Genomic DNA, 26,836 nt, shown 5'->3' with positions numbered 1-26,836 from the left:
CGTGCACCTGGCGCGGGCGGGACACGTTCCCCCGGTCCCGCCCGCGCCCCGCAGCCTCCTCCCCTCCCTCCACCCCGCGACGCGCCCCGCGTGACCGGCGCCGGACCACGGTGCATGGTGAGGAGTAGCGGTCGTACTGCGGAGGCATCCATGGCGCGTGATTCTGAGTCGGGCCTGCCCATCGAGCCGGTCTACGGGCCGGCCGAGCTGACCGGCTGGGACCCGGGCGAGAAACTGGGTGACCCGGGCGCGTACCCCTTCACCCGCGGGGTGTACCCGACGATGTACACCGGCCGCCCCTGGACCATGCGCCAGTACGCGGGCTTCGGCACGGCCGCGGAGTCCAACGCCCGCTACCGCCGGCTGATCGACCACGGCACCACCGGCCTCTCCGTCGCCTTCGACCTGCCCACCCAGATGGGCCACGACTCCGACGCGCCCCTCGCGCACGGTGAGGTCGGCAGGGTCGGCGTCGCGATCGACTCGGTGGAGGACATGCGGATGCTGTTCGACGGCATCCCGCTGGACCGGGTCTCGACCTCCATGACGATCAACGCGCCCGCCGCGCTGCTCCTGCTCCTGTACCAGCTGGCGGCCGAGGAACAGGGAGTCCCGGCGGACCGGTTGACCGGCACCGTGCAGAACGACGTGCTGAAGGAGTACATCGCGCGGGGCACGTACATCTTCCCGCCCCGGCCCTCGCTGCGGCTGACGGCGGACATCTTCCGGTACTGCACCGCCGAGATCCCGAAGTGGAACATGATCTCGATCTCCGGCTACCACATGGCCGAGGCGGGCGCGAGCCCCGTCCAGGAGATCGCGTTCACCCTCGCCGACGGCATCGCGTACGTCCGTACGGCGGTGGCGGCGGGCATGGACGTCGACGACTTCGCGCCCCGCCTGTCCTTCTTCTTCGTGGCCCGCACGACCCTGCTGGAGGAGGTCGCCAAGTTCCGCGCGGCGCGGCGGATCTGGGCCCGGGTGATGAGGGAGGACTTCGGCGCGCGGAACCCCAGGTCACTGATGCTGCGCTTCCACACCCAGACGGCCGGGGTCCAGCTGACGGCCCAGCAGCCGGAGGTGAACCTGGCCCGCGTCACCGTCCAGGCCCTGGCCGCGGTCCTCGGCGGCACCCAGTCCCTCCACACCAACTCCCACGACGAGGCGCTCGCCCTGCCCACGGACAGGAGCGCCCGGCTGGCACTGCGGACGCAGCAGGTGCTCGCTTACGAGACGGACGTACCGGCGACGGTCGACCCCTTCGCCGGGTCCTACGCGGTCGAGCGGATGACGGACGACGTCGAGGCGGCCGCCCTGGACCTGATGCGGAAGGTCGAGGACCTGGGCGGCGCGGAAGCGGCGATCGAACGGGGTTTCCAGAAGGCCGAGATCGAACGCAACGCGTACCGCATCGCCCGGGAGACCGACTCCGGCGAGCGGGTGGTCGTCGGCGTCAACCGCTTCCGGCTGGACGAGGAGGAGCCGTACGAGCCCCTGCGGGTCGACCCGGCGATCGAGGCACGGCAGGCCGAGCGGCTCGCCGTACTGCGGGCCGGGCGGGACCAGGGGGCGGTGGACTCGGCGCTGGACGCGCTGAGGAAGGCGGCCGAGGGGGAGGACAACGTGCTGTACCCGATGAAGGAGGCGCTGCGGGGGCGGGCGACGGTCGGTGAGGTGTGCGGGGCACTCCGGCAGGTCTGGGGCACCCACACACCCCCCGACACCTTCTGAGCCGGACGGTTCCCCGAGCGCGGCACCCGCACCCGGACCGAGTGTCGTACCCCCGTGCGACACTCCTGCCATGTTCGGAGTCGTCGACCTTCCCACCTACCTGGCGGGCCTCGTCCTCATCGTTCTGCTGCCCGGTCCCAACTCCCTCTACGTCCTCTCCGTCGCCGCCCGCCGCGGGGTGCGGGCGGGTTACACGGCCGCCGCCGGGGTGTGGTGCGGCGACACCGTGCTGATGACGCTGTCCGCCGCCGGCGTCGCCTCGCTGCTCCGGGCGAACGCCCTGCTGTTCGGGATCGTGAAGTACGCCGGTGCCGGATATCTGACCTGGCTGGCGGTCGGGATGCTGCGGGCCGCGTGGCAGATGTGGCGGACCCGGCGGGAGCCCACCGTGGCGGACGCCGCGCCCGCGAAGCCCGCGGACGAGCGGCCCTTCCGGCGCGCCCTCGTCGTCAGTCTGTTCAACCCCAAGGCGATCCTCTTCTTCGTCGCCTTCTTCGTGCAGTTCGTGGACCCCGGCTACGCGCATCCCGCCCTGTCGTTCGTCGTCCTCGGCGCCTTCGCCCAGCTGGCCAGCTTCCTCTACCTCAGCGCGCTGATCATGGGCGGCACCCGCCTCGCCGCCGCCTTCCGGCGCCGCAGACGGCTGTCGGCGACGGCCACCTCGGCGGCGGGCGCCCTGTTCCTCGGATTCGCCGTGAAGCTGTCCCTGGCCGGGGCGTGATCACCGCACCGGAGCCGCGGGGCCTGGGCGCCCGGCGCCGCGTCAGCCGCGGGGCCTGCTGTCCGCCGGGGCGCTGGGTTCCCGGGGGAACGCCGGTGCGCCGGCCTTCTTCAGCGCCCTCCTCAGCCGTGGACCGAAAGGTTTCTCCACCCACCGGTGGATCAGCCACGCCAGCAGCAGCATGCCCAGCACGGTCAGGGCGAGCGCCGGCCACGGCGGCAGGCCGAGCCCCCGGTGCAGCACCCGGATGACGAACCAGCCCAGGTGCTCGTGCACCAGGTAGAAGGGGTACGTCAGCGCGCCCGCCGTGACCAGCCAGGGCCAGGAGGCCCACCGCGTCCAGCCCAGTGCCACGGCGGCCACCGCCCCGAAGGCGACGGTGACGATTCCCAGGATGACGTGCGGGTCCCGGTGGAAGTCGCCGTGCGCGCCGGCGTGCCACAGGGCGCTCGTGGCGGTGCTCTGCCCGAGCAGCCAGGACACCGCGACGATGCCCCACAGCAGCAGGTCGCTGCCGAAGCGGTGGATCAGGTACAGGGCCAGGCCGCCGATGAAGAAGGGGGCGTACTCCGGGATGAGCAGCTGGTCCGTGAGCGCGTTGCCGGAGGTGCGGCTGACCGCCGCCGCCAGCGTCCAGACGCAGCAGAACACCACGACCCGGCGGTAGGTGACACCGCGTGCGACGACGAACAGGGCGAACAGCGCGTAGAACCGGACCTCGGCCCAGAGCGTCCAGCACACGCCGAGGACGCGGGTGACGCCCATCGGTTGTTGCAGCATCGTCAGGTTGACGAGGAACTCGTCCGTCCGCACGGGATGGACGACGACGGGCAGGGCGACGGCCGCCGCGGTGACCAGTACCAGGGCGACCCAGTAGGCGGGGTACAGGCGGGAGACGCGGGAGCGGAAGAAGTCGCCGAGGGTGCGGCCCCAGCTGCTCATGCAGATGACGAAACCGCTGATGACGAAGAAGAACTGCACACCCAGACAGCCGTAGGCCGCCGCCTGGGACAGGGTCGGGAAGACGTGGGCCGGGCTCTGGTGCCAGGACGCCGAGACCGCGCCGCCGCGTCCGGCGTAGTGGTAGAGGCAGACCATCAGGGCGGCCACGAGCCGCAGGCCGTCCAGGGCGAGCAGGCGGCCCCGGTCCTGGCGGCGGCCGGGGACGGACGCGGCGGCGGCCGTCCCGGGCACCGGCGGGGCGTCGGTGAGCGTGGTGGGCGAAGGAGGCATGATGCTCGACATTTTCCCGAACAAACGTTGCCCGGCTCGGATATTCATGTGAATTTCCGTGGCGCGTCGAGCGGTATTTCCGTCTGCCGGGCATTGTTCGCCCGGTCACCCCTGTCCGTTAACCCGTTCTTCGTTTCTACTTCTTGTCTTCTCTCCCTGCCCGGCCGTGCCGGGCAGGGAGAATTCAGCGTCGTACGGACCGGCGCAGACTGCGCGCCTTGCGCGCCACCCGGCGGACCGTCGCATTGCGCGGGATGAACGCCAGCTGGGCGGGCACCCCGCCGGGCAGCGCCAGCGCCGTCAGCCGTTTGCGCTTGAAGTAGCGCAGTATCCGCTCGTTCAGGTTCCGCCCGAGCCAGCTCTCGGTCTCCGCGCGCAGCCCCGGCAGAATCTTCGGCTGCATGGCGAAGCCCACCGCACGCACCAGCGCGCCGAGCGTCTCCACGTCCATGCCCGGGCGCTGCCCGGCGACGGCCGCCCGGTCGGTCAGCTCGGGCAGCAGCGCGTCGACGACGGTGACCGGGACGCGGTTGCTGTTCTCGTACGGTGTCAGCCGCTCCAGCAGCAGTTCGGTGCCCACCCGGGCGACCGGCAGGCCGTACAGCGCGGAGGCCGTGAGCAGGGCGGTGGAGAAGCAGCCGACGACCAGCGCGGGACGCATCCGCTGGTACAGCACCTCCGCGAGGACCGGCGTGTCCAGGACGGTCAGCTCGACCTCCAGCCGCTCCGCCTCCGTCTCCAGGGAGCGGACGAAGCGGGCCGGAGCGGACGGGTGCGGCTTGAACACCACCCGCGTGTGCCCCAGCCCGGCCACCCCCCTCAGCATCCGCACGTGCAGGTCCTCCTCCTGCTCGGGCGTGAGGATGTCCAGCGCGGACAGGTACTGGCCGAGCAGCAGCGCGGGCTCCTCGGTCTCCGGCAGCTCCGCACCGGAGGAGGCCAGGGTGGCGAGGACCTTGGTGAAGGCCGGCGACGGCACGATCTCGCCGGGTACGCCGAACTCGGTGAGCAGCAGCGGCTCCAGGCCCGGCACCAGGTCCAGGTGCAGGACGCGGTCCACGCGGGTGCCGACCAGCGGGTCGATCTTGTTGCGGGTGGGGCCGTAGCTCATCAGGCCGTCGGCGTAGACGGTGACCGGGGCGCCGGTGAAGATCTGGGCGAGCGCCAGCGACGGACTGACCTGGATCGACTCGACCGCCAGCTCGACGTCGTCGGTGCCGAGCCGCCACTCGTGGCGCAGATACCGCTCCCACAGCGGCAGGTCGTCGCCGCGGGGAGTCCAGCCGCCCGGGTGGAACGGGAAGATCGCCGCGTTGTACGACACCACCTCGTCGAACCTGTCGCGCAGCCGCTCGAAGCCCGGCATCTCGTCCAGGGCGGGCGAGGTCTCGGGTGTGGCCGCGTTGTTGCAGACCAGGAGGATGCGCCGGTCGGCCGGGCGGAAGCAGCCGGAGTCCAGGGCGGCGGCGAGCGTGGCCGTGCCGTACAGCGTCGACGCCTGGAAGATCTGGGTGGTCACGCGGCGGCTCCCACGGGGGCGGGACGGCGGCGCAGCCGGCGCAGCCGGGTGGCGCGCTGGAGGTCCATGGAGTCCAGTGCCTCGTCCAGCACGTCCTGCGGCATGCGCCGCAGGGCGGCGGCGCTCAGGGACTTCAGTTGCTTGGCCACCGCCGGCTCGAACCTTTCGATGGATCCCAGGTGATGGGAGATGATCGCGCAGTAGGTGCGGACGGCCTTCGGCAGCAGCGCGCCGGCCTCCCGGTCGGCTGCGGTCTCCGCGACTACCTGGTCGAACGCGCGGATGAAGTCGAGCTGCCGGACATCACCGATCTGGGTGAGCGACGAGGCCACCCCGCGCCGGTAGAACACGCCGAGCATGCTCACCGCGGCGAAGGACTCCGCCTCCCGGTGCAGCTTCCAGATCCACGGCCGGTCCTCGGCCGTGCGCAACCCGTCGGTGAAGTGCAGCAGCCCCTTGTCCAGGAGCCGCCGGTGGTAGACGCCCGCCCAGGCGTAGGCGTAGTCCACGGAGGTGGAGCGGTCGGCGGGCAGGATCGCCTCCCGCGGGTCCAGCACCGTGTTCCGGCGGCCCACCGGCACCCGGTGCACGCTGCGCGACCGGGCGGTGCACTGCACATGGTCGGTGCGCAGGAAGTCGCAGCCCAGTTCCTCGATGGCCGTGACCAGCCGCGGGAGGTAACCGGCGGCGAGCCAGTCGTCGCCGTCCAGAAAAGTCAGGTACTCGCCGCGCGCCCGGTCGATACCGGTGTTGCGCGCGGTCGCCAGCCCTCCGTTCCGCTCGTGCCGGACCAGGACCGCGCCCGGCAGCTCGCGCTCGGCGTGCGCGAGGATCTCTGGTGTCCCGTCGCGGGAACAGTCGTCGACGAGAATGAATTCGAAGTCCTCACGCGCGTTCGCCCGCAGGCTCCTGAGCGTGTCGGGCGCGTATTGCTGCACGTTGTAGAACGGCACGATGACGGAGAGCTTGACCACGTCAGGGACGTTAGGGCGCGGCCCGTCATTCGTCTTGACCGTCTGCTTGATACCCGGTGAACGACACATGGCGAAGCTGTGAACCAGGCTTTTTCGACACCGGATCACGGCCCGATTCCCCATTCGGCGATGTGCTGTTAACCGTTTGTTGTGCCCGGGTTGGGCGGAACGGCGGAATGGCTTTCTAGCGTCCTCGGTGTGCCAGCAAGTGCAACGAAGTCTCTCCGGGTCGCCGTCCTCGCGGACTCCGACACCCGGTGGAAGTGGGGCGCGCTCACCGCGCGCCGGCTCACTCCACCGGCTGCCGAGGTCCGGCTCGACGGCTACCTCCTGCGAGGGCGCGCCACCCCCACCGCCCGCCAGCTGAACGAGATCGGCGTCCGGGCGGACTCCCTCCGTGAGGTCACCGCCGTCGAGTTCCTGCGGGCGATGACCGAGGACCCCGACGAGCGGTACGACGTCCTCGTCCTCGCCCTGGTCGGCGGCGGCGTGCAGGCCGTGCTGCACGGACTCAGGAACGCCTGGGGGGCCGGGAGGCGGCCCGTCGTCGTCACCGGTTACGTCGGCGTCGTCTACGAGAAGCTGACCGACGGACTGCTGCTGCGGCACGGCGCGGACCTCGTCCTCGCCAACTCCCGCCACGACGCGGACCGGTTCCGGGCCGTGTACGAGGGTGTGGGTGCCGACGCCGCGGCCGTCACGGAGGTGGCGCTGCCCTTCCTCGGCGGTGACCCCTACACCGGCGGACACGAGCCCCGCACCGTCGTGTTCGCCGCTCAGCCGTCCGTCCCGGACAACCGCCGGGACCGTACCTACCTGCTCGGCCGGCTCATCGAGCACGCCCGCAAGCACCCCGAACGGGAGGTGCTGCTGAAGCTGCGCTCCAAGCCCGGCGAACACACCACCCACATCGAGGAGCTGCCGTACCAGAAGCTGGTCCAGGGCATCGACCTGCCAGCCAATCTCCGCCTGGTGTACGGCCACATGGGCGACGTGCTGGACCGCACCGACCTGCTGGTCACGGTCAGTTCCACGGCCGCCCTGGAGGCCCTGCACCGCCGGATCCCCACGGCGATCCTCACCGACCTCGGGGTGCGCGAGACGCTCGGCAACCACCACTTCACCGGCTCCGGCTGCCTCGCCTCCTGGAACCAGCTCGACGCCGGCCACCAGCCGGTGCCGGACGAGGAGTGGGTGGCCCGGCAGGGCGTCGCCGCCGGCGGCACCTCCTGCGGCGCGGGGTCGTACGCCACCGCGTTCGACGCGGCCCGCGCGCGCATCGCCGAACTGCTGGAGCGGTCCGGGCACCTGCCGCCCCTGAACCCCTACTACACCCCCGAGACCGCGCCCGGCTACCTGCCCGGCATCCTCGCCCGCCACCACCTCGGCCCCGACGGCGCCCCGCTGCCCGGCGCGCCCACCGCCGACAGGGCGCCCGGACCCGTCCGCCAGATCGTGCGCCGCGCCGCGCGCGGCGCCTACCGGCACGGCGTCCAGCGGGTCGCCCCGGTGATCCGGCGCATGGGCGAGCTGTGACCTCTTCCCAAGGAGTAGACCCCATGTCCCACTCGGAAGCGGGCCCGGGCGCCCCGGTCCGCCGGGTGCTCGCGGTGATCCCCGCGCGCGGCGGCTCCAAGGGCGTGCCCGCGAAGAACCTGGCCCCCGTCGGCGGTGTCCCGCTGGTGGCGCGCGCGGTGCGCGAGTGCCGGGCGGCCCGGCTGGTGACCGACGTGGTCGTGTCCACCGACGACCAGGCCATCGCCGCCGCCGCCCGCGAGGCGGGCGCCGAGGTCGTGCTGCGGCCGGCCGTCATCGCCGGTGACACGGCCACCTCGGAGGCCGCCGTCCTGCACGCCATGGACACGCACGAGGCGCTGCACGGCGCCGCCGTCGACGTGGTGCTGCTCGTGCAGTGCACCAGCCCGTTCCTGGTCCGCGAGGACGTCGACGGGGTGGCCGCCGCCGTCGCCGAGGCCGGCGCCGACACCGCCGTCACCGTGGCCGCCTTCCACGGCTTCGTGTGGCGGGACGGCCAGGACACCGCGGACGCCGCCGGTGGCACGGGCGGCCACGGCGTCAACCATGACAAGTCCTTCCGCCCCCGCCGCCAGGACCGCCCCCAGGACCTGCTGGAGACCGGCGCCGCCTACGCGATGGACGCGGCCGGCTTCCGCACGCACCAGCACCGCTTCTTCGGCCGTACCGAGCTGGTCCGCACCGACCCGGCCCGGGTGCTGGAGATCGACGACCCGCACGACCTGGCCCGCGCCCGCGCCCTCGCCCCGCTCTTCGACGCGGACCGGCCCGGCGCGCTGCCCACCGCCGACGACATCGACGCGGTCGTGCTCGACTTCGACGGCACCCAGACCGACGACCGGGTGCTGATCGACTCCGACGGACGGGAGTTCGTCGCCGTGCACCGCGGCGACGGGCTCGGCGTCGCGGCCCTCCGCAGGAGCGGCCTGAAGCTGCTGATCCTGTCCACGGAACAGAACCCGGTCGTCGCCGCCCGCGCACGCAAGCTGCGCGTCCCCGTGCTGCACGGCATCGACCGCAAGGACCTCGCGCTGAAGCAGTGGTGCGAGGAGCAGGGCATCGCGCCGGAGCGCGTGCTCTACGTCGGCAACGACGTCAACGACCTCCCGTGCTTCGCCCTCGTCGGCTGGCCCGTGGCGGTCGCGAGCGCCCACGACGTCGTACGCGGCGCCGCACGCGCGGTCACCACCGTCCCCGGCGGTGACGGCGCGATCCGGGAGATCGCCAGCTGGATCCTCGGCCCCTCTCTCGATTCCCTCCCCAAGTAAGGACACCCCTGATGAGCAGCAACTCCCGTATCCGCACGTTCGGTCCGCGCGAGGCCGGCCCCGGCCGCCCCGTCTACATCACCGGTGAGATCGGCATCAACCACAACGGTGAGCTGGAGAACGCCCTCAAGCTGATCGACGTGGCCGCCGAGGCCGGCTGCGACGCCGTGAAGTTCCAGAAGCGCACCCCGGAGATCTGCACCCCGCGCGACCAGTGGGACATCGAGCGCGACACCCCCTGGGGCCGGATGACCTACATCGACTACCGCCACCGGGTGGAGTTCGGCGAGGACGAGTACCGCCGGATCGACGAGTACTGCAAGGAGAAGGGCATCGACTGGTTCGCCTCCCCGTGGGACACCGAGGCCGTCGCCTTCCTTGAGAAGTTCGACGTCCCCGCCCACAAGGTGGCCAGTGCCTCCCTGACCGACGACGAGCTGCTGCGCGCCCTGCGCGCGACCGGCCGCACCGTCATCCTCTCCACCGGCATGTCCACCCCGAAGCAGATCCGCCACGCGGTGGAGGTCCTGGGCTCGGACAACATCCTCCTCTGCCACGCCACCTCCACCTACCCGGCCAAGGCCGAGGAGCTGAACCTCCGCGTGATCAACACGCTGGAGAAGGAGTACCCGAACGTCCCGATCGGCTACTCCGGCCACGAGACCGGCCTCCAGACCACGCTGGCCGCCGTCGCCCTCGGCGCCGTCTTCGTCGAGCGCCACATCACCCTCGACCGCGCCATGTGGGGCTCCGACCAGGCCGCCTCCGTCGAACCCCAGGGCCTGACCCGGCTGGTCCGCGACATCCGCACCATCGAGGCCTCCCTCGGCGACGGCGTCAAGAAGGTCTACGACTCCGAGCTGGGCCCGATGAAGAAGCTGCGCCGCGTCGCCGGCGCCGTCGCCGAGGCGGAGATCGCCGCGGCGGCGGGCGAGCCGGTCTCGGTCTGAGCACCTTGACCGCCTTACTGCCCTACGACGGGACGGTCGTACCCCGATGAGCCCCCGCGCCGGTCACCCCGGCCACCCCGCCCACACGCTCGCCTTCGTGGAGAGCCCGGTACAGCTGCTGAACGTACTGGAGTGGGCGCACGCCCACGGCCTGCGCGGCACCGCCGAGCAGGCCCGGCCGGTCGTGCCAGCCCAGGCCCGGCCGACCGTGCCCGCCCGGGCCGGGCGGGCCGGACCGGCCGGCGAACCGGCGCCGCCGGCCGGCGCGCAGCTCACCCTCGTCGTCCTGTCCCCGACCGACCCCATGACCCGGGGCCAGCTGCGCCGCATGGCCGACCTGGCCCGGGACGAGGGGTACCGGGTGCGCTGGGAGGAGGCGCGGGGCGGTACGACGGCGCCCTTCCACACCATCGGCGGCCTGGCCGGCTCCCTGCGCCGGGCCGAGCGGATCGTGATGGGCGACCCCTTCTCCCGGTACGTACAGCTCCTGCTGACCATCACCCGCGCCCGCGACCTCGTGGTCGTGGACGACGGCACGGCGACGATGGAGTTCGTCGCCCAGCTGGCCCGCGGGGAACGCCTGGTCCGCTGGCACCGCAAGGGCGGCCGCCCCGGCGCCCGCGACCTGCTGTTCGCGCCGGTGTCCTCCTCGGCCCGCCGCCGCCTCACCCCCAGCGCGCGCCGCCGGGTCGAGGTGTTCTCCTCCATGCCGGTGACGGAGATCCCGGACGGCGTCACCGTCACCGCCAACGACTTCACCTGGACCCGCGCCCGCTTCGGCCCGCCCCGCATCACCAAGGGCGCGGACCTGGTCGGCACCTCCCTGGTGGAGACCGGCGTCGTGGACGGCGACCGCTATCTGACGGCCGTCCGAGACCTGGCCAAGGCGCACGGGGCCACCCGTTACTTCGCGCACCGCCGCGAGAGCGCCGAGAAACTGCACCGGCTGGCCGTCGAGACCGGCCTGGAGATCGTCCGCCCGGACCTCCCGCTGGAGCTGATCGCCCGCCGCGGCCCGATCGGCCGTACGGTCCTCAGCTTCCCCTCGACGGTCGTCCACACCCTCCCGCTGGCCCTGGCCGGCACCGGCGTCCGCGTGGCGGTCTGCGACATCGACCCCACCTGGCTCACGGACACCGCCTCGCCCCGGGCGCAGGGCTTCCTCTCCGGCGTCACCGGCACGGCCCGGGACATCCACCGCCTGACGGCGATCAGCCCGGCCTAGCACCGACACGGGGGCCGAAGAGTGCCCCCGCAAGGACGAGGACACCTGGATACCGCCGAAGCGGGACTGGAAGATCGTCGAGTACGGCCCGGACACCGGGCGGGAACGGGGTGGGCCGTCCGGGTGGGGGCCGCCTGGACGGGGCGGGGTCCGGTTCGTGGACATGGCGCGCGTGACACCGGTGATGCGTGGTATGCGTGGAGGGAGGAAACAGAGGTTTTACCCAACAGAGTCCGCCGCCATGCGTCCGACGGCCAGATTTTATTCCCCTGACGGGCTGAAGTTTTGTTGAACGAGGGGTAGTTGACCGGCCGGGCGTCCTACCCTTCAGAGGGTGAAGCAATTGATGTCCTCAGAGTCCGAGGCCGGCCTCCCGGGCGATGTGCTCCCCGGCGTGCTGAGCGAGTCCCTGCACGCCGAACTCGTCGCGTTCCGGCGCGACTTGCACATGCACCCGGAGCTGGGCAACCAGGAGTTCCGCACCACCGCCGCGATCAAGGAGCGGCTCGAGCGGGCCGGCCTCAAGCCGCGCGTCCTCGCCACCGGGACCGGACTCCTCTGTGACATCGGGCTCGCGGAGGGTGAGCAGCCGGCCGTACCGCTGCTCGCGCTGCGCGCCGACATCGACGCGCTGCCCATCCCGGACACCAAGGCGGACTGCCCGTACCGGTCGACCGTGCCCGACCGGGCGCACGCCTGCGGGCACGACGTCCACACGACCGTCGTCCTCGGCGCCGGCCTCGTCCTCGCCGACCTGCACGCCAAGGACCTGCTGCCCCGGCCGGTACGACTGATCTTCCAGCCCGCCGAGGAGGTCCTGCCCGGCGGTGCCCTGAGCGCCATCGAGGACGGCGCGCTGACCGGCGTGAGCCGGATCCTCGCCGTGCACTGCGACCCCCGGGTGGACGCCGGGCGGATCGGTCTGCGGCACGGCGCCATCACCAGCGCCTGCGACCGGCTGGAGATCGCCCTCGACGGGTCCGGCGGCCACACCGCCCGCCCCCACCTGACCACCGACCTGGTCACCGCCGCCGCCCGCGTCGCCGTCGACGTGCCCGCGCTGATCGCCCGCCGGGTCGACACCCGCGCCGGTCTCGCCCTCACCTGGGGCCGGATCGAGTCGGGGCACGCCCCGAACGTGATCCCGCAGCACGCCGAGCTGTCCGGGACCGTGCGCTGCCTGGACCTGGAGGCATGGCGGCACGCCCCCGACATCGTGCACGCGGCCATCGACGAGGTCGCCACGCTGCACCGGGCCAAGTCCGAGATCAACTACGTGCGCGGAGTGCCGCCCGTCGTCAACGACCGGGAGTCCACCGAGGTGCTGCGCCGCGCCATGGTCGCCCGGCGCGGCATGAAGTCCGTGGAGAGCACCGAGCAGAGCCTCGGCGGCGAGGACTTCTCCTGGTACCTGGAGCAGGTGCCCGGCGCGATGGCCCGCCTCGGCGTGCGCCGGCCCGGCGAGCGCACGGTGCGTGACCTGCACCAGGGCGATTTCGACGCCGACGAGTACGCGATCAAGGTGGGCGTGGAGATGTTCACCGCGGCGGCCTTCCTGGACACCGGCGTGGCCCGCGGCTGAGCCCGGGACCGGGCGGAGCGGCCCCCTCGGGGGCCGTCTCCGGCCCGGCGCAACACGGATACAAGCCATTCGTGCACAGCGCGCTACAGCGGCGCGACAAGGCCGGGAGCGCGAGTTCAGGCACTGTTTGCCTCGAATCGATAACGGCTTCGCGAGAGGTGTTTTTCTGACATCTACGCGCGTTACGATGCCGCGAAGCCGACGCCGAAGTGGCGTCCCGGCTCGAGCACCGACACGGTGCTCACATCAAGCGCCGACATGGCGCTCAGGTCAGGTGAAGGAGCCTTCCCGTGCGCCGGGTAGCCAAGCTTTCCGCTGCGTGTATCGCGTCCGCAGCACTCGCAATGACTGCCACTGCCTGTGGCAGCACCTCCTCCGACAACGGAAGCCCGTCGTCCTCCGGGAACGGCAAGGGCGTCAAGATCGGCCTCGCGTTCGACGTCGGCGGCCGTGGTGACCGCTCCTTCAACGACTCCGCCGCGCGCGGTGCCGACCAGGCCAAGAAGGAGTTCGGCGGTGACATCAAGGAGCTGACCGCCAAGACCTCCGACACCGAGGCCGACCGCGAGCAGCGCCTGTCGGACCTGGCGGACGCCGGCTACAACCCCGTCGTGGGTGTCGGCTACGCGTACGCCGCCTCGATGACCAAGGTCGCGGCGAAGTACCCGAAGACCAGCTTCGGCATCGTCGACTCGGTCGTGGACGCCAAGAACGTCGACAGCATCAACTTCACCGAGGAGCAGGGCTCCTACCTGGCCGGTGTCGCCGCCGCGCTGAAGACCAAGTCGAAGCACGTCGGCTTCGTCGGCGGTGTCGACGTCCCGCTGATCAAGAAGTTCGAGGCGGGCTACGTCCAGGGCGTCAAGGACACGAACTCCAAGATCAAGGTCGACACCCAGTACCTGTCCCACGGCTCGGACACCTCCGGCTTCGCCAGCCCCGACAAGGGCAAGGAGGCCGCGCAGGGCATGCTGGACAACGGCGCCGACGTCATCTACACGGCGGCCGGCTCCTCCGGCAACGGCGCGATCGAGGCCGTCAGCGGCAAGAAGGGCGCCTGGGCCATCGGCGTGGACTCGGACCAGTACAACATCCCGGGTCTGGCCAAGTACAAGAACGCGATCCTGACCTCCATGGTCAAGAACGTCGACGTCGGCGTCTACGACTTCATCAAGTCCGTGCACGACGGCAAGCCGCTGGCCGGCACCAACAGCTACTCGCTCGCCAAGGACGGCGTGAAGCTGGCCACCAGCGGTGGCTTCATCAGCGACATCCAGGCCAAGCTGGACGCCGCGAAGAAGAAGATCGTCGACGGCTCGATCAAGGTCAAGACCACCCCGTGACCTGACGGGTCCCACGGACCCAGGCTCGGCGCGGGGGCGCCTGTCGGAGCCCCCGGCCGAGCCATAACAATGTGTCAACTCTACGCGTGTAGCACGGAGTTGCCGCGCTAGCGTCGCCGACGCCTGCCCCCTCCCCGCAGCCCCTTTCCCCGAGGAGAGTGCGCCATCAACGCGTCCAGCCCTCCCGCTGCCGTCGAACTGCGCGGCATCACCAAGCGTTTCCCCGGCGTCGTCGCCAACCGCGACATCGACATCACGGTCCGCACGGGCACCGTCCATGCCCTGTGCGGTGAGAACGGCGCCGGCAAGTCCACCCTGATGAAGATCCTCTACGGCATGCAGCAGCCGGACGAGGGCACCATCACCGTCGCCGGCGAACAGGTCGTCCTGCACAACCCCGGCGACGCCATCGCCCGCGGCATCGGCATGGTGCACCAGCACTTCATGCTCGCCGACAACCTCACCGTGCTGGAGAACGTCGTCCTCGGCGCGGAGAAGCTGCACGGCATCGGGGGCAAGGCACGCGCCAGGATCAACGAGATCTCCGACGCCTACGGGCTCGGCGTCCGCCCCGACGCCCTGGTCGAGGAACTCGGTGTCGCCGACCGCCAGCGCGTGGAGATCCTCAAGGTCCTCTACCGCGGTGCCCGGACCCTCATCCTGGACGAGCCCACCGCCGTCCTGGTGCCGCAGGAGGTCGACGCCCTCTTCGCCAACCTGCGCGAGCTGAAGGCCGAGGGCCTCACCGTCATCTTCATCTCCCACAAGCTGGGCGAGGTGCTCTCCGTCGCCGACGAGATCACCGTCATCCGGCGCGGCACCACCGTCGGCACGGTCGAGCCGAAGGGCACCACGCCCAGGCAGCTCGCCGAACTGATGGTCGGCAGCGAACTGCCGACGCCCGAGACCGAGGAGTCCACGGTCACCGAGGTGCCGATGCTGACGCTGGACGGCGTGCATCTCACCCAGACCGACCTCGACGGCGTCGAGCGGGTCATCCTGGACGAGGTCTCCTTCACCATCCACAAGGGCGAGGTCCTGGGCATCGCCGGCGTGGAGGGCAACGGCCAGTCCGAGCTGGTCGAGGCGATCATGGGCATGCGCCGGCCCGACGCCGGCGTCGTCCGTCTCGACGGCACCGACATCTCGCAGGCCCCCACCCGCGACCGCCGCGAGGCCGGCATCGGCTACATCCCCGAGGACCGCCACCGCCACGGCCTGCTGCTGGAAGCACCGCTGTGGGAGAACCGCATCCTCGGCCACGTCACCGAGAAGCCCAACTCGCGCGGCGCGCTGCTCGACCCCAAGGCGGCGCGCGCCGACACCCAGCGCATCGTCGAGGCCTACGACGTCCGCACCCCCGGCATCGACGTCACCGCGGCCTCGCTGTCCGGCGGCAACCAGCAGAAGCTGATCGTCGGCCGCGAGATGAGCCACCACCCCAAGCTGCTCATCGCCGCCCACCCCACCCGTGGTGTGGACGTCGGCGCGCAGGCCGCGATCTGGGACTACATTCGCGAGGCCCGCCGCGACGGCCTGGCCGTGCTGCTCATCTCCGCCGACCTCGACGAGCTGATCGGGCTCTCCGACACCCTGCGGGTGATGTACCGCGGCCGCCTGGTCGCCGACGCCGACCCCGCCACGATCACCCCCGAAGAGCTGGGCTCCGCCATGACGGGTGCGGCCACCGGGCACCTGGAGCACACAGAGGACGACGCGCGATGAAGAAGCTGACCTCACGGATCGACAAGGAGCGGCTGCTCCTCGGGATCGCGGCGCCGCTGCTGGCGGTCGTCGCCGCGCTCGTCGTCACCGCCCTGGTGATCGCCGCGACCGGCAAGAACCCCGGCCCCGCCTTCCACGACATGGTGACCTACGGCTTCGCCAGCGACAGCCAGGTCTTCATCCTGAACAAGGCGACGACGTACTACCTGGCGGGTGTCGCGGTGGCCGTCGGCTTCCGCATGAACCTGTTCAACATCGGCGTCGACGGCCAGTACCGGCTCGCCGCGTTCGTCGCCGCCGTCCTCGGCGGGGCGCTCACCGTGCCCGGCTGGCTGGCCATCCCGCTGATCATCATCTGCGCCATGGCGACCGGCGCCCTGTGGGCGGCCATCGCCGGCGTCCTGAAGGTGACCCGCGGTGTCAGCGAGGTCATCGCGACCATCATGCTGAACTCGATCGCCACCGCGATCATCGGCTACCTGCTCCAGCCCGGAAAGCTCGGCCAGCTCGACGAGGCGGGCACCCTGGTGTCCACCAAGCCGCTGCCGTCGTCCGCGCACTTCTTCAACATCGACACCGGCCCGGCCGGTGTCCTGGACGGCTTCATCGTCGTCGCCGTGCTCGTCGGTGTCGCGTACTGGTTCGTGCTCGGCCGCACCAGGTTCGGCTTCGACCTGCGCACCGTGGGCCAGTCCGAGAGCGCCGCCTCCGCGAGCGGTGTCTCGGTGAAGAAGATGATCGCCACCAGCATGATCATCTCGGGTGCGGTGGCCGGCCTGATCGGCATGCCGACCCTGCTGAACGAGAGCCACCAGTACGACAACAGCTTCCCCAGCGGGATCGGCTTCACCGGCATCGCCATCGCGCTGCTCGGCCGCAACAACCCGATCGGCATAGCCCTCGGCGCGCTGCTGTGGGGCTTCCTGGAGCGCACCACCAACCACCTGGAGTTCCAGGGCTACGACAAGGAGATCCTCGGCGTCATCCAGGGCGTCATCGTCCTCTGCGTCGTGATCGCCTACGAGGTCGTACGGCGCTACGGCATCAAGCGCCAGCAGCAGAAGGTGGGCGCCGAACTCGCCGCCCAGGCCGCCGCGACGAAGAAGCAGGAGGTGGCGTGATGACTGCCACGATGACCGACGCGCCGCCGCCGGCGGCTCCCAGGGCACCGGGCGCCCCCCAGCGTTCCGGCCGCTCCCTGGGCCTGACCCTCATGATCGTCGCGGGCGCGCTGCTGCTCCTCGCCGCAGTCCGCGTGATCACCGGCGCCAACCAGCTCGACTCCGCCGGACAGGTCGCCGCCGCGCTGGCCCTCGCCGTCCCGATCGGCCTCGCCGGTCTCGCCGGCCTGTGGTCCGAGCGGGCCGGTGTCGTCAACATCGGCCTCGAGGGCATGATGATCCTCGGCACCTTCGGCGCCGGCTGGATCGGCTGGCAGTCCAGCCCCTGGCTCGGCCTGCTGTGCGGCATCGGCTTCGGTGTCCTCGGCGGTCTGGTGCACGCCGTCGCCACCGTGACGTTCGGCGTCGACCACATCGTCTCCGGTGTCGCCGTCAACCTGCTCGCGCTCGGCGCCACCCAGTACCTCGCCAAGCTGTTCTTCGCCGGCGGCTCGGCCGCGGAGGCGGGCGGCAACCCCAAGCAGTCCCCGCCCGTGAACTCGCTGCCCGACGTCACTCTCCCCGGTCTCTCGGACGCCCTCGCGTCGGTCGAGAAGCACCACTGGTTCCTCGTCTCCGACCTGGCCGGCATCATAGGCGGTCTGATCACCAACCTGTCCGTGGTGACGCTCCTGGCCGTGCTGCTGTTCGTCGGCAGCTGGTGGCTGCTGTGGCGCACCCCGTTCGGGCTGCGGCTGCGCTCCTGCGGTGAGAACCCGACCGCCGCGGAGTCGCTCGGCGTCAACGTCTACCGCTACAAGTACGCGGCCGTGGCCGTCTCCGGCGGTCTCGCCGGCCTCGGCGGCGCGTTCCTCGCGCTGGTCACCTCGCACACCTACCTGGAGGGCCAGACCGGAGGCCGCGGCTACATCGGCCTCGCGGCCATGATCTTCGGCAACTGGCGCCCCGGCGGCCTCGCGATGGGCGCGGGCCTGTTCGGCTACTCCGACGCGCTCCAGCTGCGCAACGGCGGCGTCACCGTCCACGCCCTGCTCCTGCTGCTGGTCGTCCTGCTCGCGCTGCTGGCCGGCTGGAAGCTGTACAAGAAGGCCCTGTGGCAGGGCGTGATCAGCGCCGTCATGGCCGCGCTGGTCCTGGTCTGGTACCTGGTCACCGACGAGGTCCCCAGCGACTTCGTGGGCGCCACCCCGTACGTCGTCACGCTGCTCGTGCTGTCGCTGTCCGCGCAGCGCCTGCGGATGCCGAAGGCGGACGGCATGCGCTACCGCAAGGGCCAGGGCAAGTGACGGCGACACCGGCGGACGGGTTCGACTGGGAGGCGCTGCGCGCCGAGGCGCGGGAGGCCATGTCCCACGCCTACGCCCCCTACTCCGGCTACCCGGTCGGCGTGGCGGCCCTGGTCGACGACGGCCGCACGGTCACCGGCTGCAACGTGGAGAACGCCTCCTACGGCCTCGGCCTGTGCGCCGAGTGCGGCCTGGTCTCGCAGCTCCAGCGCACCGGAGGCGGCCGGCTCACGCACTTCACCTGCGTGGACGGCACCGGCGCCCTGCTGGTCCCGTGCGGCCGCTGCCGCCAGCTGCTCTACGAGTTCGGCGGCCCGGACCTGCTGCTCGACACCCCCGCGGGCGTCCTCCCGCTCGCCGAGATGCTGCCCCAGGCCTTCGGCCCGGACCATCTCACCAAGTAACTCCCGTACGGCCCCCCTGAACCGCTCAGGGGGGCCGTGCACTTCGCACCTCCCGGAAGGAAGCCATCAGCCATGGCCATGGACGTCATCTCCGTCATCCGCACCAAGCGGGACCGCGGTGAGCTGAGCGACGAGCAGATCGACTGGGTCATCGACGCGTACACCCGCGGCGAGGTCGCCGACGAGCAGATGTCCGCGCTCGCCATGGCGATCCTGCTCAACGGCATGAACCGCCGCGAGATCGCCCGCTGGACCGCGGCCATGATCGCCTCCGGCGAGCGCATGGACTTCTCGGCGCTCTCCCGTCCGACGGCCGACAAGCACTCCACGGGCGGCGTCGGCGACAAGATCACGCTGCCCCTGGCCCCGCTGGTCGCGGCCTGCGGCGCCGCCGTGCCCCAGCTCTCCGGCCGCGGCCTCGGCCACACCGGCGGCACCCTGGACAAGCTGGAGTCCATCCCCGGCTGGCGCGCCCTGCTCTCCAACGAGGAGATGCTGCACGTCCTCGACACCACCGGCGCGGTGATCTGCGCGGCGGGCGACGGCCTGGCCCCCGCGGACAAGAAGCTGTACGCCCTGCGGGACGTGACCGGCACCGTCGAGGCGATCCCGCTGATCGCCTCCTCGATCATGTCGAAGAAGATCGCGGAAGGCACCGGCAGCCTGGTCCTGGACGTGAAGGTCGGCACCGGCGCCTTCATGAAGACGCTGGCCGACGCCCGCGAGCTGGCGTCCACGATGGTCGGCCTCGGCACGGACCACGGCGTGCGGACGGTGGCGCTCCTCACCGACATGTCCACCCCGCTCGGTCTCACGGCGGGCAACGCCCTGGAGGTCCGCGAGTCGGTCGAGGTCCTCGCGGGCGGCGGCCCGGCGGACGTCGTGGAGCTGACGGTCGCCCTGGCGCGCGAGATGCTCGACGCGGCCGGCATCAAGGACGCGGACCCCGCGAAGGCCCTGGCCGACGGCTCCGCGATGGACGTGTGGCGCCGGATGATCGCCGCCCAGGGCGGCGACCCGGACGCCGAGCTGCCCACGTCGAAGGAGCAGCACGTCATCAAGGCCCCCTCCTCCGGCGTGCTCACCCGCCTGGACGCCTACGGCATCGGCATCGCCGCGTGGCGCCTGGGCGCCGGCCGCGCCCGCAAGGAGGACCCGGTGCAGGCGGCGGCGGGCGTGGAACTGCACGCCAAGCCCGGCGACACGGTGACCGAGGGCCAGCCCCTGCTCACCCTGCACACAGACACCCCCGAGCGCTTCGACTACGCGCTCCAGGCGGTGACGGGCTCGTACGACATCGCGGCCCCCGGCACCGACTTCACGGCGACGCCGGTGGTGCTGGAGCGCATCGCCTGACGTTTGTCTCCCCCTGCGGGTGAACGGGACCGGTGACCTCCGCCGGTCCCGTTCGGCATGCTGGGACTCGACGGCCCTCGCCACGGCACGGCGATGAGTTCCGTCCGTCCCGTCGGTCTAACGGACGTGGATGCCGAGATTCCCGCCGTTCTTGTGCTGCCCTGGCCCGTCAGCCGTGACGAGGTGAGCGGGCTGTGCGACGGCGTGCGGGCGCTGCTGGAGGACGGCGGCGGGGGACGTGTCGTCGTCTGTGACGTCGGCCGGCTCGGGCCGCCGGGACTCGCGGCCGTCGACCTGCTGGCGCGGCTGGAGCTGGCCGCCCGCCGGGCCGGCGGGCGGATCCGGCTGCGGGGCGCCGGCCCCGCGCTACCCGCCCTGCTGGACCTCGTCGGCCTCCGCTTCCAGATGGAGGGGCAGCCCGAACAGGGGGAACCAGCGCTGGGTGTCGAGGAAGCAGTGGAAACCGGTGATCCGGCCGTCTGAGATCTCCAGCACCTGCACCGCCCACGGGCTGAACCCGCCGTTTCCCGGGTCCGGCTTGTAGTGCGCGAAGCCCGGCAGGCCGTTGGCCTGCACCGGGAGCAGGCGGGAACCGGCGCAGGAGGCACCGATGGTCGTCATGAAGCCGGTGATGTCGGCGGTGCCGCGCAGCCACAGGTCGAACGGCGGCATCGTCATGACGGCGTCCTCGTGGAGCAGCGCCGTCAGCGCCGTCATGTCGTACCCCTCGAACGCCTTGACGTAGCGCTCCAGGAGTCTCTGCTGCTCCTCGTCCAGCGGGTCGGACACCGCGCCCTCGGCGCCCGCGTCCGCGCGCTCCGCGAGCGTGGCCCGGGCCCGCTGCAGGGCGCTGTTCACCGAGGCGACCGTGGTGTCCAGCAGCTCGGCGACCTCGCTCGCCCGCCAGGCCAGCACCTCGCGCAGGATCAGCACCGCCCGCTGCTTGGCCGGCAGCTGCTGGAGGGCGGCCATGAAGGCGAGCCGGACGGATTCCTTCGCGACGGCGGCCTCCGCCGGATCGCCGGCCGTCGGCAGCACACGCGCGTCCGGCATCGGCTCCAGCCAGGTGTTGTCGGGGCGCGGCGTGAGCGCCGCACGGGCGAGGGGGGTCGACTCGGTCAGGTCCATGGGCAGCGCCCGTTTGCTGCCGGCCGTCAGCATGTCCAGGCACACGTTCGTCGCGATGCGGTACAGCCACGAGCGCAGGGAGGACCGGCCCTCGAACTTGTCGTGACTGCGCCAGGCCCGCACCAGGGTGTCCTGCACCGCGTCCTCTGCCTCGAAGGAGGAACCGAGCATCCGGTAGCAGTACCCGGTCAGCTCGGTCCGGTGCTTCTCCAGTGCGACGTCCAGGTCCGCCGTCGCCGTGCTGTCGCCCATCGTCCACCCACCCCTGTGGCCGTGCTTCCGCGCGTCTTCGCGCCCCACCACCTGGAAGCTACCGCAGCCCACTGACAACGGCCCCCCGAGTGCGAAAAGGGCCTGCTCAGTGGGCGCCCACCGGCTCCCGCCGGGCCGCCACCCGGGCCGCCCGGCTGCCGAGCACGGTGATCGCGACGACGCCGATGACCGCGAGGAGGCCGACACCGACCGTGCCGGACCAGCCGTTCGAGCGGAACGCCACCGCTCCGACGGTGCTGCCGACGCTGGAGCCGATGTAGTACGCGGACTGGTACAGCGCCGAAGCCTGCGCGCGGCCGTGGGTGGCCGTCCTGCTGACCGCCGAGGAGGCCACCGCGTGCCCGGCGAAGAACCCCGCCGTGATCAGCACCAGGCCCAGCAGCACCAGCGGCAGGGATGCCGCCAGGGAGAACAGCAGGCCCGCCGCCGTCGTGCCGCCCGCCAGGTAGAGCGCGCCCCGGCGGCCGAACCGGCCCACCAGCCGGCCCGCGGTGGACGCGGAGACCGTGCCCACCAGGTAGACCAGGAAGATCGAGCCCACGATCCCCTGCGGCAGCCCGAACGGCTCCGCCGTCAGCCGGTACCCGATCACCGTGTACACGCCGCCGAACACCGTCATGAACAGCGCGCCGATCGCGTACAGGCGGCGCAGCAGCGGGTCGGAGAGGTGGCCGCGGACCGTGCCGAGCAGGACCCGCGGGCGCAGTGAGCCCGCCGTGAAGTGCCGCGGGGCCGGCAGCAGCAGCCGGAACGCCACCGCGCACCCGACCGCGAGCGCGCCGATCACACCGACCGAGACCCGCCAGCCCCACTCCTGCGCGACCCAGCCGGTGATCACCCGGCCGCTCATCCCGCCGACGCTGTTGCCCGCCACGAACAGCCCGATCGCCGTGACCAGCGCCTTCGGCCGCACCTCCTCGGCCAGATAGGCCTGCGCCGAGGCCGGGACCCCGGCCAGCGCGGCGCCCTGCACCGCCCGCAGCACGACCAGCGCGCCCAGCGACGGCGCGAAGGGAACCAGCATGCCGACCGTGACGGCGACGGCCAGCGAGGCCGTCATCACCGTACGGCGGCCGAACCGCTCCGACAGGGCGCTCATCGGCAGCACGAACAGGGCCAGCCCGCCGGTCGCGGCGGCCACCGTCCAGCTCGCCTCGCTCGCCTGGACCCCGAACTCCCCGGAGATCAGCGGCAGCAGGGCCTGGGTGGAGTAGAGGAGGGCGAAGGTCGCGACTCCGGCAAGGAAGAGGGCGAGGCTCATCCGGCGGTAGCCGGGGCCGCCCGGAGTCAGCCGGGAGTCGGAGCCGTTGCCGGCGGGAGGGACGGGGGAGACGGCGCCCACGCTGGCGGACGCCGGGGTACTGGCGGGAGACATGCCTCGACCGTAGGACGACCCCCCTCATGCGTCCAATGCATGGAATCGTCATAATCGTTCCCATGGCGCATCAGCAGAGGTCACAGGGGCGGCTGTCACCGTCCGGTGACACAGAAGACATGGCGGAGACGGTACGGCTGCTGGCCCCCCGCCTCGCCTACTTCGCCGGTGTGGCCCGCACGGAGCACGTCACCCGGGCGGCGCAGGAGATGAACGTCCCGCAGTCCACGCTGTCCCGGGCGATGGCCCGGCTGGAGCGGGACCTGGGTGTCGACCTGTTCGCCCGCCACGGCCGTACGGTCTCCCTGACCACCGCCGGCCGTACCCTCCTCGCCTCCGTCGAGCGGGCGCTCGCCGAGGTCGGGCGCGCCGCCGGGGAGATCCGCGCGGACGCCGACCCGGCCACCGGCAAGGTCGCCTTCGGCTTCCTGCACACCATGGGCGCCGAGACCGTCCCCGGCCTGCTGCACGCCTTCCGCGCCGACCATCCGCGCGTCCGCTTCAGCCTCGTGCAGAACTACGGTGAGGCGATGCTGGAGGGGCTGCGCGCCGGGGAGCTGGACCTCTGCCTCACCTCGCCCGTCCCCGACGCCCCCGACCTGGTCGCCCGCCGCCTGGACGAGCAGAAACTGCGCCTGGTCGTCCCCGCCGACCACCGGCTGGCCGCCCGCCGCCGCGTCCGCCTGGCCGAGGCGGCCGACGACACCTTCGTCACCCTGGAGCCCGGCTACGGCCTCCGGCGGATCACGGACGACCTGTGCCGCGAGGCCGGCTTCAAACCCCGCGTCGCCTTCGAGGGCGAGGAGGCGGAGACGCTTCGAGGGCTGGTGGCGGCCGGGCTGGGAGTGGCGCTCCTGCCACCGCCGACCGTCCCCCGCCCCGGGGTGGTGGAACTGACGGTCACGGCCCCGAGGGCGGCCCGCGAGATCGGCGTGGCCTGGCTGGCGGACCGCCCGGACACCCCGCCCGTGGCGGCCTTCAAGAAGTTCCTGCTCTCCCGCCGGGGAAGCCTGCTTCCCTAGGCGGGTCGACAAAGGCCGAGGGAAGGGTGGGGCCAAGGCAAGGGAAGGTCAGGGCCAAGGCCGAGAGGAGGTCAGGGCCGAGGGAAGGCCGGGGCCAGGGACACGGCCAGGTGTCCCGACCCGCACCGCCCGCTCCGCCTCAGCGGTTCAGTGACCTGCCGAACCCCGCCGCCAGCGGCATTCGCAGGCCGATCGGCGGCGGCGCGGCCAGCGCGTCCTCCACCGGCCGCGACACCCGGCAGCCGAACAGGGCCCCGAGGACGAAGTCCACTCCCAGGTTCACCACTTCTGCCCGGTGTCCGTGCAACCCGTGGCCGTCGGAGTGCACTTCGAACCGGCACACCTCCCGGTTCACCTTCTTCGCCCGCGCCGCGAAGCGGAACGACAGCTCGGGATCGGTGCGTTCGTCGTTGGTGCCGTGCACGATCAGCACCCGGCGCCCGACCAGCTGCTTCACCGGTTCGGCGGACACGGCGACATCCTCCTCCGGCAGCCAGGGGGCCAGGGCCACCACGGAGTTGACGGCCTCGTGACCGCCGGCCCGCAGCGCCGCACGCCCGCCCATGTCCACGCCGACCAGGCAGACCGGCACGTCCCCGTACCGTCGTACGACCTCGTCGGCGGCCCAGCCGGCGTCCGCCGCGAGATGCGCCTCGCTGCCGTTCCACCCCCGGTAGCGGTAGTGGACGGGATGGACGGCCAGGCCCTCGGCCCGGCCCGCGCGGGCGAACGCGCGGCCCAGGGAGCGGATCAGGGTCAACGCCCGCACGGGGGACGGCCGGCGGGCGGAGACCTCCTCCCCGCCGGGGAGCAGCAGCACCGCTCCGCTCACCGACGTCGGCTCCGGGCCGACTGCCCTTCCCAGCCCGGCCGTTCGGACCGGAGTCGCTTGCTGTCCCATGACAGAACAGTGTCAGAAGGCGCGGTGTACGAAACCCGTACGTGCGGTCACCGTTGCGTATCGACGGAAAAGCGCCGGGAACCGGCTGTGCGCGCCCCCAGCGTTCTACGCGCGTAGGAGTTAGAGTGCGGAAATGACGAGCCAGACTGCACCGACGGGGGCCGTGCCGGCGGCCATCCCGGTCCATGTTCCGACGCCGGACCAGATCCGGCGGGCGCCCAAGGTGGTGCTGCACGATCATCTCGACGGCGGGCTGCGCCCGGGGACCGTCGTCGAACTCGCCCGGGAGACGGGCTACGACGGTCTTCCCGAGACCGACCCCGGCAAGCTGGGGATCTGGTTCCGTGAGGCCGCCGACTCCGGATCGCTGGAACGGTACCTGGAGACCTTCCGGCACACCGTCGGCGTCATGCAGACGCGGGACGCCCTGGTACGGGTCGCCCGGGAGTGCGCCGAGGACCTCGCCGAGGACGGGGTCGTCTACGCCGAGGTGCGGTACGCGCCCGAGCAGCACCTCGACGGGGGCCTGACCCTGGAGCAGGTCGTGCAGGCCGTGAACGAGGGATTCCGGCAGGGCGAGCGGCTCGCCCGGGAGAACGGCCACCGGATCCGGGTCGGCGCGCTGCTGACCGCGATGCGGCACGCGGCCCGCTCCCTGGAGATCGCCGAACTCGCCAACCGCCACCGGGACTTTGGCGTGGTCGGCTTCGACATCGCCGGTGCCGAGGCCGGCTACCCGCCCACCCGGCACCTGGACGCGTTCGAGTACCTGAAGCGGGAGAACAACCACTTCACCATCCACGCCGGCGAGGCGTTCGGGCTGCCGTCCATCTGGCAGGCGTTGCAGTGGTGCGGCGCCGACCGGCTCGGGCACGGGGTGCGGATCATCGACGACATCGAGGTCCGCGAGGACGGCTCGGTCGTCCTCGGCCGTCTCGCCTCCTACGTCCGGGACAAGCGCATCCCGCTGGAACTGTGCCCCAGCTCCAACCTCCAGACCGGGGCCGCCTCCTCCTACGCCGAGCACCCCATCGGGCTGCTCCGCCGGCTGCACTTCAGGGCCACCGTGAACACCGACAACCGGCTGATGTCGCACACCACGATGAGCCGGGAATTCGAGCACCTCGTCGAGGCGTTCGGTTACACGCTCGACGACCTCCAGTGGTTTTCCGTCAATGCGATGAAATCAGCGTTCATCCCTTTCGATGAACGACTCGCGATGATCAGTGACGTGATCAAGCCCGGATATGCCGAGCTGAAATCCGAATGGCTGTTCCAGCAGACCGCTTCCACCAGCGGTTCCGCCGGGGCGCAGGGGTAGCCGCGCGACACCCGTCGACCCGGAATGCGGACACGTCTCCATCAAGTGGCCGTATTTCGGTGTTTGCGGCGGGTGAGCCGGCGTGTTTAGGTCGGGGACCGCTCGGATCGTTTGTGATCTCCCGTCTCCGTATTCAAGGACGCATTCACCATGAAGCAGTCTGCTGCCAAGACTCTGGGCGTCGCCGCCCTCGGTGCCGCCGTCGCCGCCGTGGGCGCGGGTGCGGCCAACGCGGCCCCGGTCACCCCGGACGCCGGCCAGACCCTGAACACCGTCACCAAGGCGCTGCCGCCCGAGCAGGTCGTCGACGCCCTGCCCGACAGCGGCGCGATGAAGGTGCTCAAGCCCGTGGCCAAGCGCGGTGTCGCCGCCGCGCTCCCGGTCGTCGGCAAGGGCCTGGCCGCCGCCCAGCCGGTCGCCGAGAGCACCCTCAGCAAGGGCCCGGCCGGACCGGTCGGCGGACTGCTCGGCGGACTGCCGCTCAAGGGTCTGCCCACGCACGGTCTGCCGGTCAACGGCATCCCGCTCGGCTGACGCCGGCCTCCGCACGACGCGGGCGGGGCGCTCCGGCAGGCCCGGAAGCGCCCCCGTGGTGTGCCCGTCCGCTCCGGCCCCGACTCACCAGGCGGGGGTGCGAGAGCCGTCCTCCGAGGGCAGCAGGATCCACAGCGCTATGTAGAGCAGGAACTGCGGGCCGGGCAGCAGGCAGGACAGCAGGAAGATCACCCGCATCGTCGTCGCGGAGGTGCCGAAGCGCCGTGCCAGCGCGGCGCACACTCCGCCGATCACGCGGCCGTGGGTGGGACGGGCAAGGGCGCTCATGAGGGCTCCTCCGTGGTCGC

General features: G+C 71.8%; 24 protein-coding genes. 17 read left to right on the top strand and 7 right to left on the bottom strand.

Annotated features, from left to right (window positions below; genetic code table 11):
• Positions 1-150: 150 nt before the first annotated feature.
• Positions 151-1,731: a methylmalonyl-CoA mutase family protein gene (locus ABZ117_RS08010; protein ID WP_356818504.1), complete on the top strand. Its 1,581-nt coding sequence runs from the start codon at positions 151-153 to the stop codon at positions 1,729-1,731.
• A gap of 70 nt (positions 1,732-1,801) precedes the next feature.
• Positions 1,802-2,452 carry a leucine efflux protein LeuE gene (gene leuE, locus ABZ117_RS08005; RefSeq protein ID WP_356818502.1) on the top strand — a complete coding sequence of 217 codons (651 nt, stop codon included), beginning with the start codon at positions 1,802-1,804 and terminating at the stop codon, positions 2,450-2,452.
• A 42-nt stretch (positions 2,453-2,494) separates the two neighbouring features.
• Here the strand turns inward: leuE and ABZ117_RS08000 are convergent, their stop codons facing one another.
• The 3 genes from ABZ117_RS08000 to ABZ117_RS07990 all read right to left on the bottom strand — a co-directional run bounded on the left by ABZ117_RS08000 (position 2,495) and on the right by ABZ117_RS07990 (position 6,178).
• Entirely contained in the window at positions 2,495-3,685 is a 1,191-nt protein-coding gene (locus ABZ117_RS08000; RefSeq protein ID WP_356818500.1) for an acyltransferase, read from the bottom strand.
• Between the two features lie 184 nt (positions 3,686-3,869).
• The gene (locus tag ABZ117_RS07995) at positions 3,870-5,204 is read right to left on the bottom strand and encodes an alpha-2,8-polysialyltransferase family protein (protein ID WP_356818499.1); all 1,335 of its coding nucleotides are present in this window, start codon (positions 5,202-5,204) and stop codon (positions 3,870-3,872) included.
• On the bottom strand, positions 5,201-6,178 hold the full coding sequence (locus ABZ117_RS07990) for a glycosyltransferase family 2 protein (RefSeq protein WP_356818497.1): 978 nt from the start codon (positions 6,176-6,178) through the stop codon (positions 5,201-5,203). Before ABZ117_RS07990 ends, ABZ117_RS07995 begins: the two co-directional genes overlap by 4 nt.
• 198 nt (positions 6,179-6,376) lie before the next feature.
• Here ABZ117_RS07990 and ABZ117_RS07985 point away from each other — a divergent pair, with 198 nt between their 5' ends.
• From ABZ117_RS07985 to ABZ117_RS07930, 12 genes are all read left to right on the top strand, one after another.
• Positions 6,377-7,714, top strand: coding sequence for a DUF6716 putative glycosyltransferase (locus ABZ117_RS07985; RefSeq protein WP_356818495.1), 1,338 nt, complete (start codon positions 6,377-6,379; stop codon positions 7,712-7,714).
• A 23-nt stretch (positions 7,715-7,737) separates the two neighbouring features.
• On the top strand, positions 7,738-8,982 hold the full coding sequence (locus ABZ117_RS07980; protein WP_356818493.1) for an N-acylneuraminate cytidylyltransferase: 1,245 nt from the start codon (positions 7,738-7,740) through the stop codon (positions 8,980-8,982).
• Between the two features lie 11 nt (positions 8,983-8,993).
• Complete coding sequence (locus tag ABZ117_RS07975) at positions 8,994-9,932, top strand: N-acetylneuraminate synthase family protein (protein WP_356818491.1); 939 nt, start codon at positions 8,994-8,996, stop codon at positions 9,930-9,932.
• A 46-nt stretch (positions 9,933-9,978) separates the two neighbouring features.
• Positions 9,979-11,157 carry a hypothetical protein gene (locus ABZ117_RS07970; RefSeq protein WP_356818489.1) on the top strand — a complete coding sequence of 393 codons (1,179 nt, stop codon included), beginning with the start codon at positions 9,979-9,981 and terminating at the stop codon, positions 11,155-11,157.
• A gap of 346 nt (positions 11,158-11,503) precedes the next feature.
• Positions 11,504-12,739: an amidohydrolase gene (locus ABZ117_RS07965; RefSeq protein WP_356818487.1), complete on the top strand. Its 1,236-nt coding sequence runs from the start codon at positions 11,504-11,506 to the stop codon at positions 12,737-12,739.
• Between the two features lie 290 nt (positions 12,740-13,029).
• Complete coding sequence (locus tag ABZ117_RS07960) at positions 13,030-14,082, top strand: BMP family ABC transporter substrate-binding protein (protein WP_356818485.1); 1,053 nt, start codon at positions 13,030-13,032, stop codon at positions 14,080-14,082.
• Positions 14,083-14,280: 198 nt separating this feature from the next.
• The gene (locus tag ABZ117_RS07955; RefSeq protein ID WP_356818823.1) at positions 14,281-15,807 is read left to right on the top strand and encodes an ABC transporter ATP-binding protein; all 1,527 of its coding nucleotides are present in this window, start codon (positions 14,281-14,283) and stop codon (positions 15,805-15,807) included.
• Positions 15,804-16,928, top strand: coding sequence for an ABC transporter permease (locus ABZ117_RS07950; protein ID WP_356818484.1), 1,125 nt, complete (start codon positions 15,804-15,806; stop codon positions 16,926-16,928). The genes ABZ117_RS07955 and ABZ117_RS07950 overlap by 4 nt, the downstream gene beginning before the upstream one ends.
• Complete coding sequence (locus ABZ117_RS07945) at positions 16,928-18,214, top strand: ABC transporter permease (protein ID WP_356818482.1); 1,287 nt, start codon at positions 16,928-16,930, stop codon at positions 18,212-18,214. Before ABZ117_RS07950 ends, ABZ117_RS07945 begins: the two co-directional genes overlap by 1 nt.
• A complete protein-coding gene (locus ABZ117_RS07940; protein WP_121787236.1) occupies positions 18,211-18,618 on the top strand; it encodes a cytidine deaminase in 408 nt (135 codons plus the stop codon). The genes ABZ117_RS07945 and ABZ117_RS07940 overlap by 4 nt, the downstream gene beginning before the upstream one ends.
• 78 nt (positions 18,619-18,696) lie before the next feature.
• A complete protein-coding gene (locus tag ABZ117_RS07935) occupies positions 18,697-19,974 on the top strand; it encodes a thymidine phosphorylase (RefSeq protein ID WP_356818822.1) in 1,278 nt (425 codons plus the stop codon).
• Between the two features lie 93 nt (positions 19,975-20,067).
• Positions 20,068-20,457: an STAS domain-containing protein gene (locus ABZ117_RS07930; RefSeq protein WP_356818480.1), complete on the top strand. Its 390-nt coding sequence runs from the start codon at positions 20,068-20,070 to the stop codon at positions 20,455-20,457.
• Here ABZ117_RS07930 and ABZ117_RS07925 read toward each other — a convergent pair.
• Complete coding sequence (locus ABZ117_RS07925; RefSeq protein ID WP_356818479.1) at positions 20,341-21,354, bottom strand: sigma-70 family RNA polymerase sigma factor; 1,014 nt, start codon at positions 21,352-21,354, stop codon at positions 20,341-20,343. The genes ABZ117_RS07930 and ABZ117_RS07925 overlap by 117 nt on opposite strands.
• Before the next feature lie 106 nt (positions 21,355-21,460).
• A complete protein-coding gene (locus tag ABZ117_RS07920) occupies positions 21,461-22,750 on the bottom strand; it encodes an MFS transporter (protein WP_356818477.1) in 1,290 nt (429 codons plus the stop codon).
• A gap of 62 nt (positions 22,751-22,812) precedes the next feature.
• Here ABZ117_RS07920 and ABZ117_RS07915 point away from each other — a divergent pair, with 62 nt between their 5' ends.
• On the top strand, positions 22,813-23,772 hold the full coding sequence (locus tag ABZ117_RS07915) for a LysR family transcriptional regulator (protein WP_356818475.1): 960 nt from the start codon (positions 22,813-22,815) through the stop codon (positions 23,770-23,772).
• A gap of 139 nt (positions 23,773-23,911) precedes the next feature.
• On the opposite strand, the gene ABZ117_RS07910 is transcribed toward ABZ117_RS07915, so the two are convergent.
• Positions 23,912-24,673, bottom strand: a complete 762-nt coding sequence (locus ABZ117_RS07910; protein ID WP_356818473.1) for an alpha/beta hydrolase — start codon at positions 24,671-24,673, stop codon at positions 23,912-23,914.
• 133 nt (positions 24,674-24,806) lie between these two features.
• On the opposite strand from ABZ117_RS07910, the gene ABZ117_RS07905 reads away from it, so the two are divergent.
• Both ABZ117_RS07905 and ABZ117_RS07900 read left to right on the top strand, forming a co-directional pair.
• Positions 24,807-25,994 (top strand): adenosine deaminase, encoded by a 1,188-nt coding sequence (locus tag ABZ117_RS07905; protein ID WP_356818471.1) that lies wholly within the window; start codon positions 24,807-24,809, stop codon positions 25,992-25,994.
• Between the two features lie 150 nt (positions 25,995-26,144).
• Complete coding sequence (locus ABZ117_RS07900) at positions 26,145-26,528, top strand: ATP-binding protein (protein ID WP_356818470.1); 384 nt, start codon at positions 26,145-26,147, stop codon at positions 26,526-26,528.
• An 84-nt stretch (positions 26,529-26,612) separates the two neighbouring features.
• On the opposite strand, the gene ABZ117_RS07895 is transcribed toward ABZ117_RS07900, so the two are convergent.
• Positions 26,613-26,816 (bottom strand): PspC domain-containing protein, encoded by a 204-nt coding sequence (locus tag ABZ117_RS07895; protein WP_356818468.1) that lies wholly within the window; start codon positions 26,814-26,816, stop codon positions 26,613-26,615.
• Positions 26,817-26,836 lie beyond the last annotated feature (20 nt).

The sequence above is a fragment of the Streptomyces sp. NPDC006309 genome, assembly GCF_040613095.1.
Classification (GTDB): domain Bacteria; phylum Actinomycetota; class Actinomycetes; order Streptomycetales; family Streptomycetaceae; genus Streptomyces.
The sequence above is the reverse complement of the archived record's forward strand: the minus strand, read 5'-3'. Positions and strand labels throughout refer to the sequence as shown.

Coding starts and splice junctions, on each gene's coding strand:
- leuE (WP_356818502.1), top strand. CDS start 1,802: ATGTTCGGAGTCGTCGACCTTCCCACCTACCTGGCGGGCCTCGTCCTC.
- ABZ117_RS07965 (WP_356818487.1), top strand. CDS start 11,504: ATGTCCTCAGAGTCCGAGGCCGGCCTCCCGGGCGATGTGCTCCCCGGC.
- ABZ117_RS07910 (WP_356818473.1), bottom strand. CDS start 24,673: ATGGGACAGCAAGCGACTCCGGTCCGAACGGCCGGGCTGGGAAGGGCA.
- ABZ117_RS07905 (WP_356818471.1), top strand. CDS start 24,807: ATGACGAGCCAGACTGCACCGACGGGGGCCGTGCCGGCGGCCATCCCG.
- ABZ117_RS07945 (WP_356818482.1), top strand. CDS start 16,928: ATGACTGCCACGATGACCGACGCGCCGCCGCCGGCGGCTCCCAGGGCA.
- ABZ117_RS07915 (WP_356818475.1), top strand. CDS start 22,813: ATGGCGCATCAGCAGAGGTCACAGGGGCGGCTGTCACCGTCCGGTGAC.
- ABZ117_RS07980 (WP_356818493.1), top strand. CDS start 7,738: ATGTCCCACTCGGAAGCGGGCCCGGGCGCCCCGGTCCGCCGGGTGCTC.
- ABZ117_RS07920 (WP_356818477.1), bottom strand. CDS start 22,750: ATGTCTCCCGCCAGTACCCCGGCGTCCGCCAGCGTGGGCGCCGTCTCC.
- ABZ117_RS07925 (WP_356818479.1), bottom strand. CDS start 21,354: ATGGGCGACAGCACGGCGACGGCGGACCTGGACGTCGCACTGGAGAAG.
- ABZ117_RS07930 (WP_356818480.1), top strand. CDS start 20,068: ATGAGTTCCGTCCGTCCCGTCGGTCTAACGGACGTGGATGCCGAGATT.
- ABZ117_RS07900 (WP_356818470.1), top strand. CDS start 26,145: ATGAAGCAGTCTGCTGCCAAGACTCTGGGCGTCGCCGCCCTCGGTGCC.
- ABZ117_RS08010 (WP_356818504.1), top strand. CDS start 151: ATGGCGCGTGATTCTGAGTCGGGCCTGCCCATCGAGCCGGTCTACGGG.
- ABZ117_RS07950 (WP_356818484.1), top strand. CDS start 15,804: ATGAAGAAGCTGACCTCACGGATCGACAAGGAGCGGCTGCTCCTCGGG.
- ABZ117_RS07975 (WP_356818491.1), top strand. CDS start 8,994: ATGAGCAGCAACTCCCGTATCCGCACGTTCGGTCCGCGCGAGGCCGGC.
- ABZ117_RS08000 (WP_356818500.1), bottom strand. CDS start 3,685: ATGCCTCCTTCGCCCACCACGCTCACCGACGCCCCGCCGGTGCCCGGG.
- ABZ117_RS07895 (WP_356818468.1), bottom strand. CDS start 26,816: ATGAGCGCCCTTGCCCGTCCCACCCACGGCCGCGTGATCGGCGGAGTG.
- ABZ117_RS07970 (WP_356818489.1), top strand. CDS start 9,979: ATGAGCCCCCGCGCCGGTCACCCCGGCCACCCCGCCCACACGCTCGCC.
- ABZ117_RS07935 (WP_356818822.1), top strand. CDS start 18,697: ATGGACGTCATCTCCGTCATCCGCACCAAGCGGGACCGCGGTGAGCTG.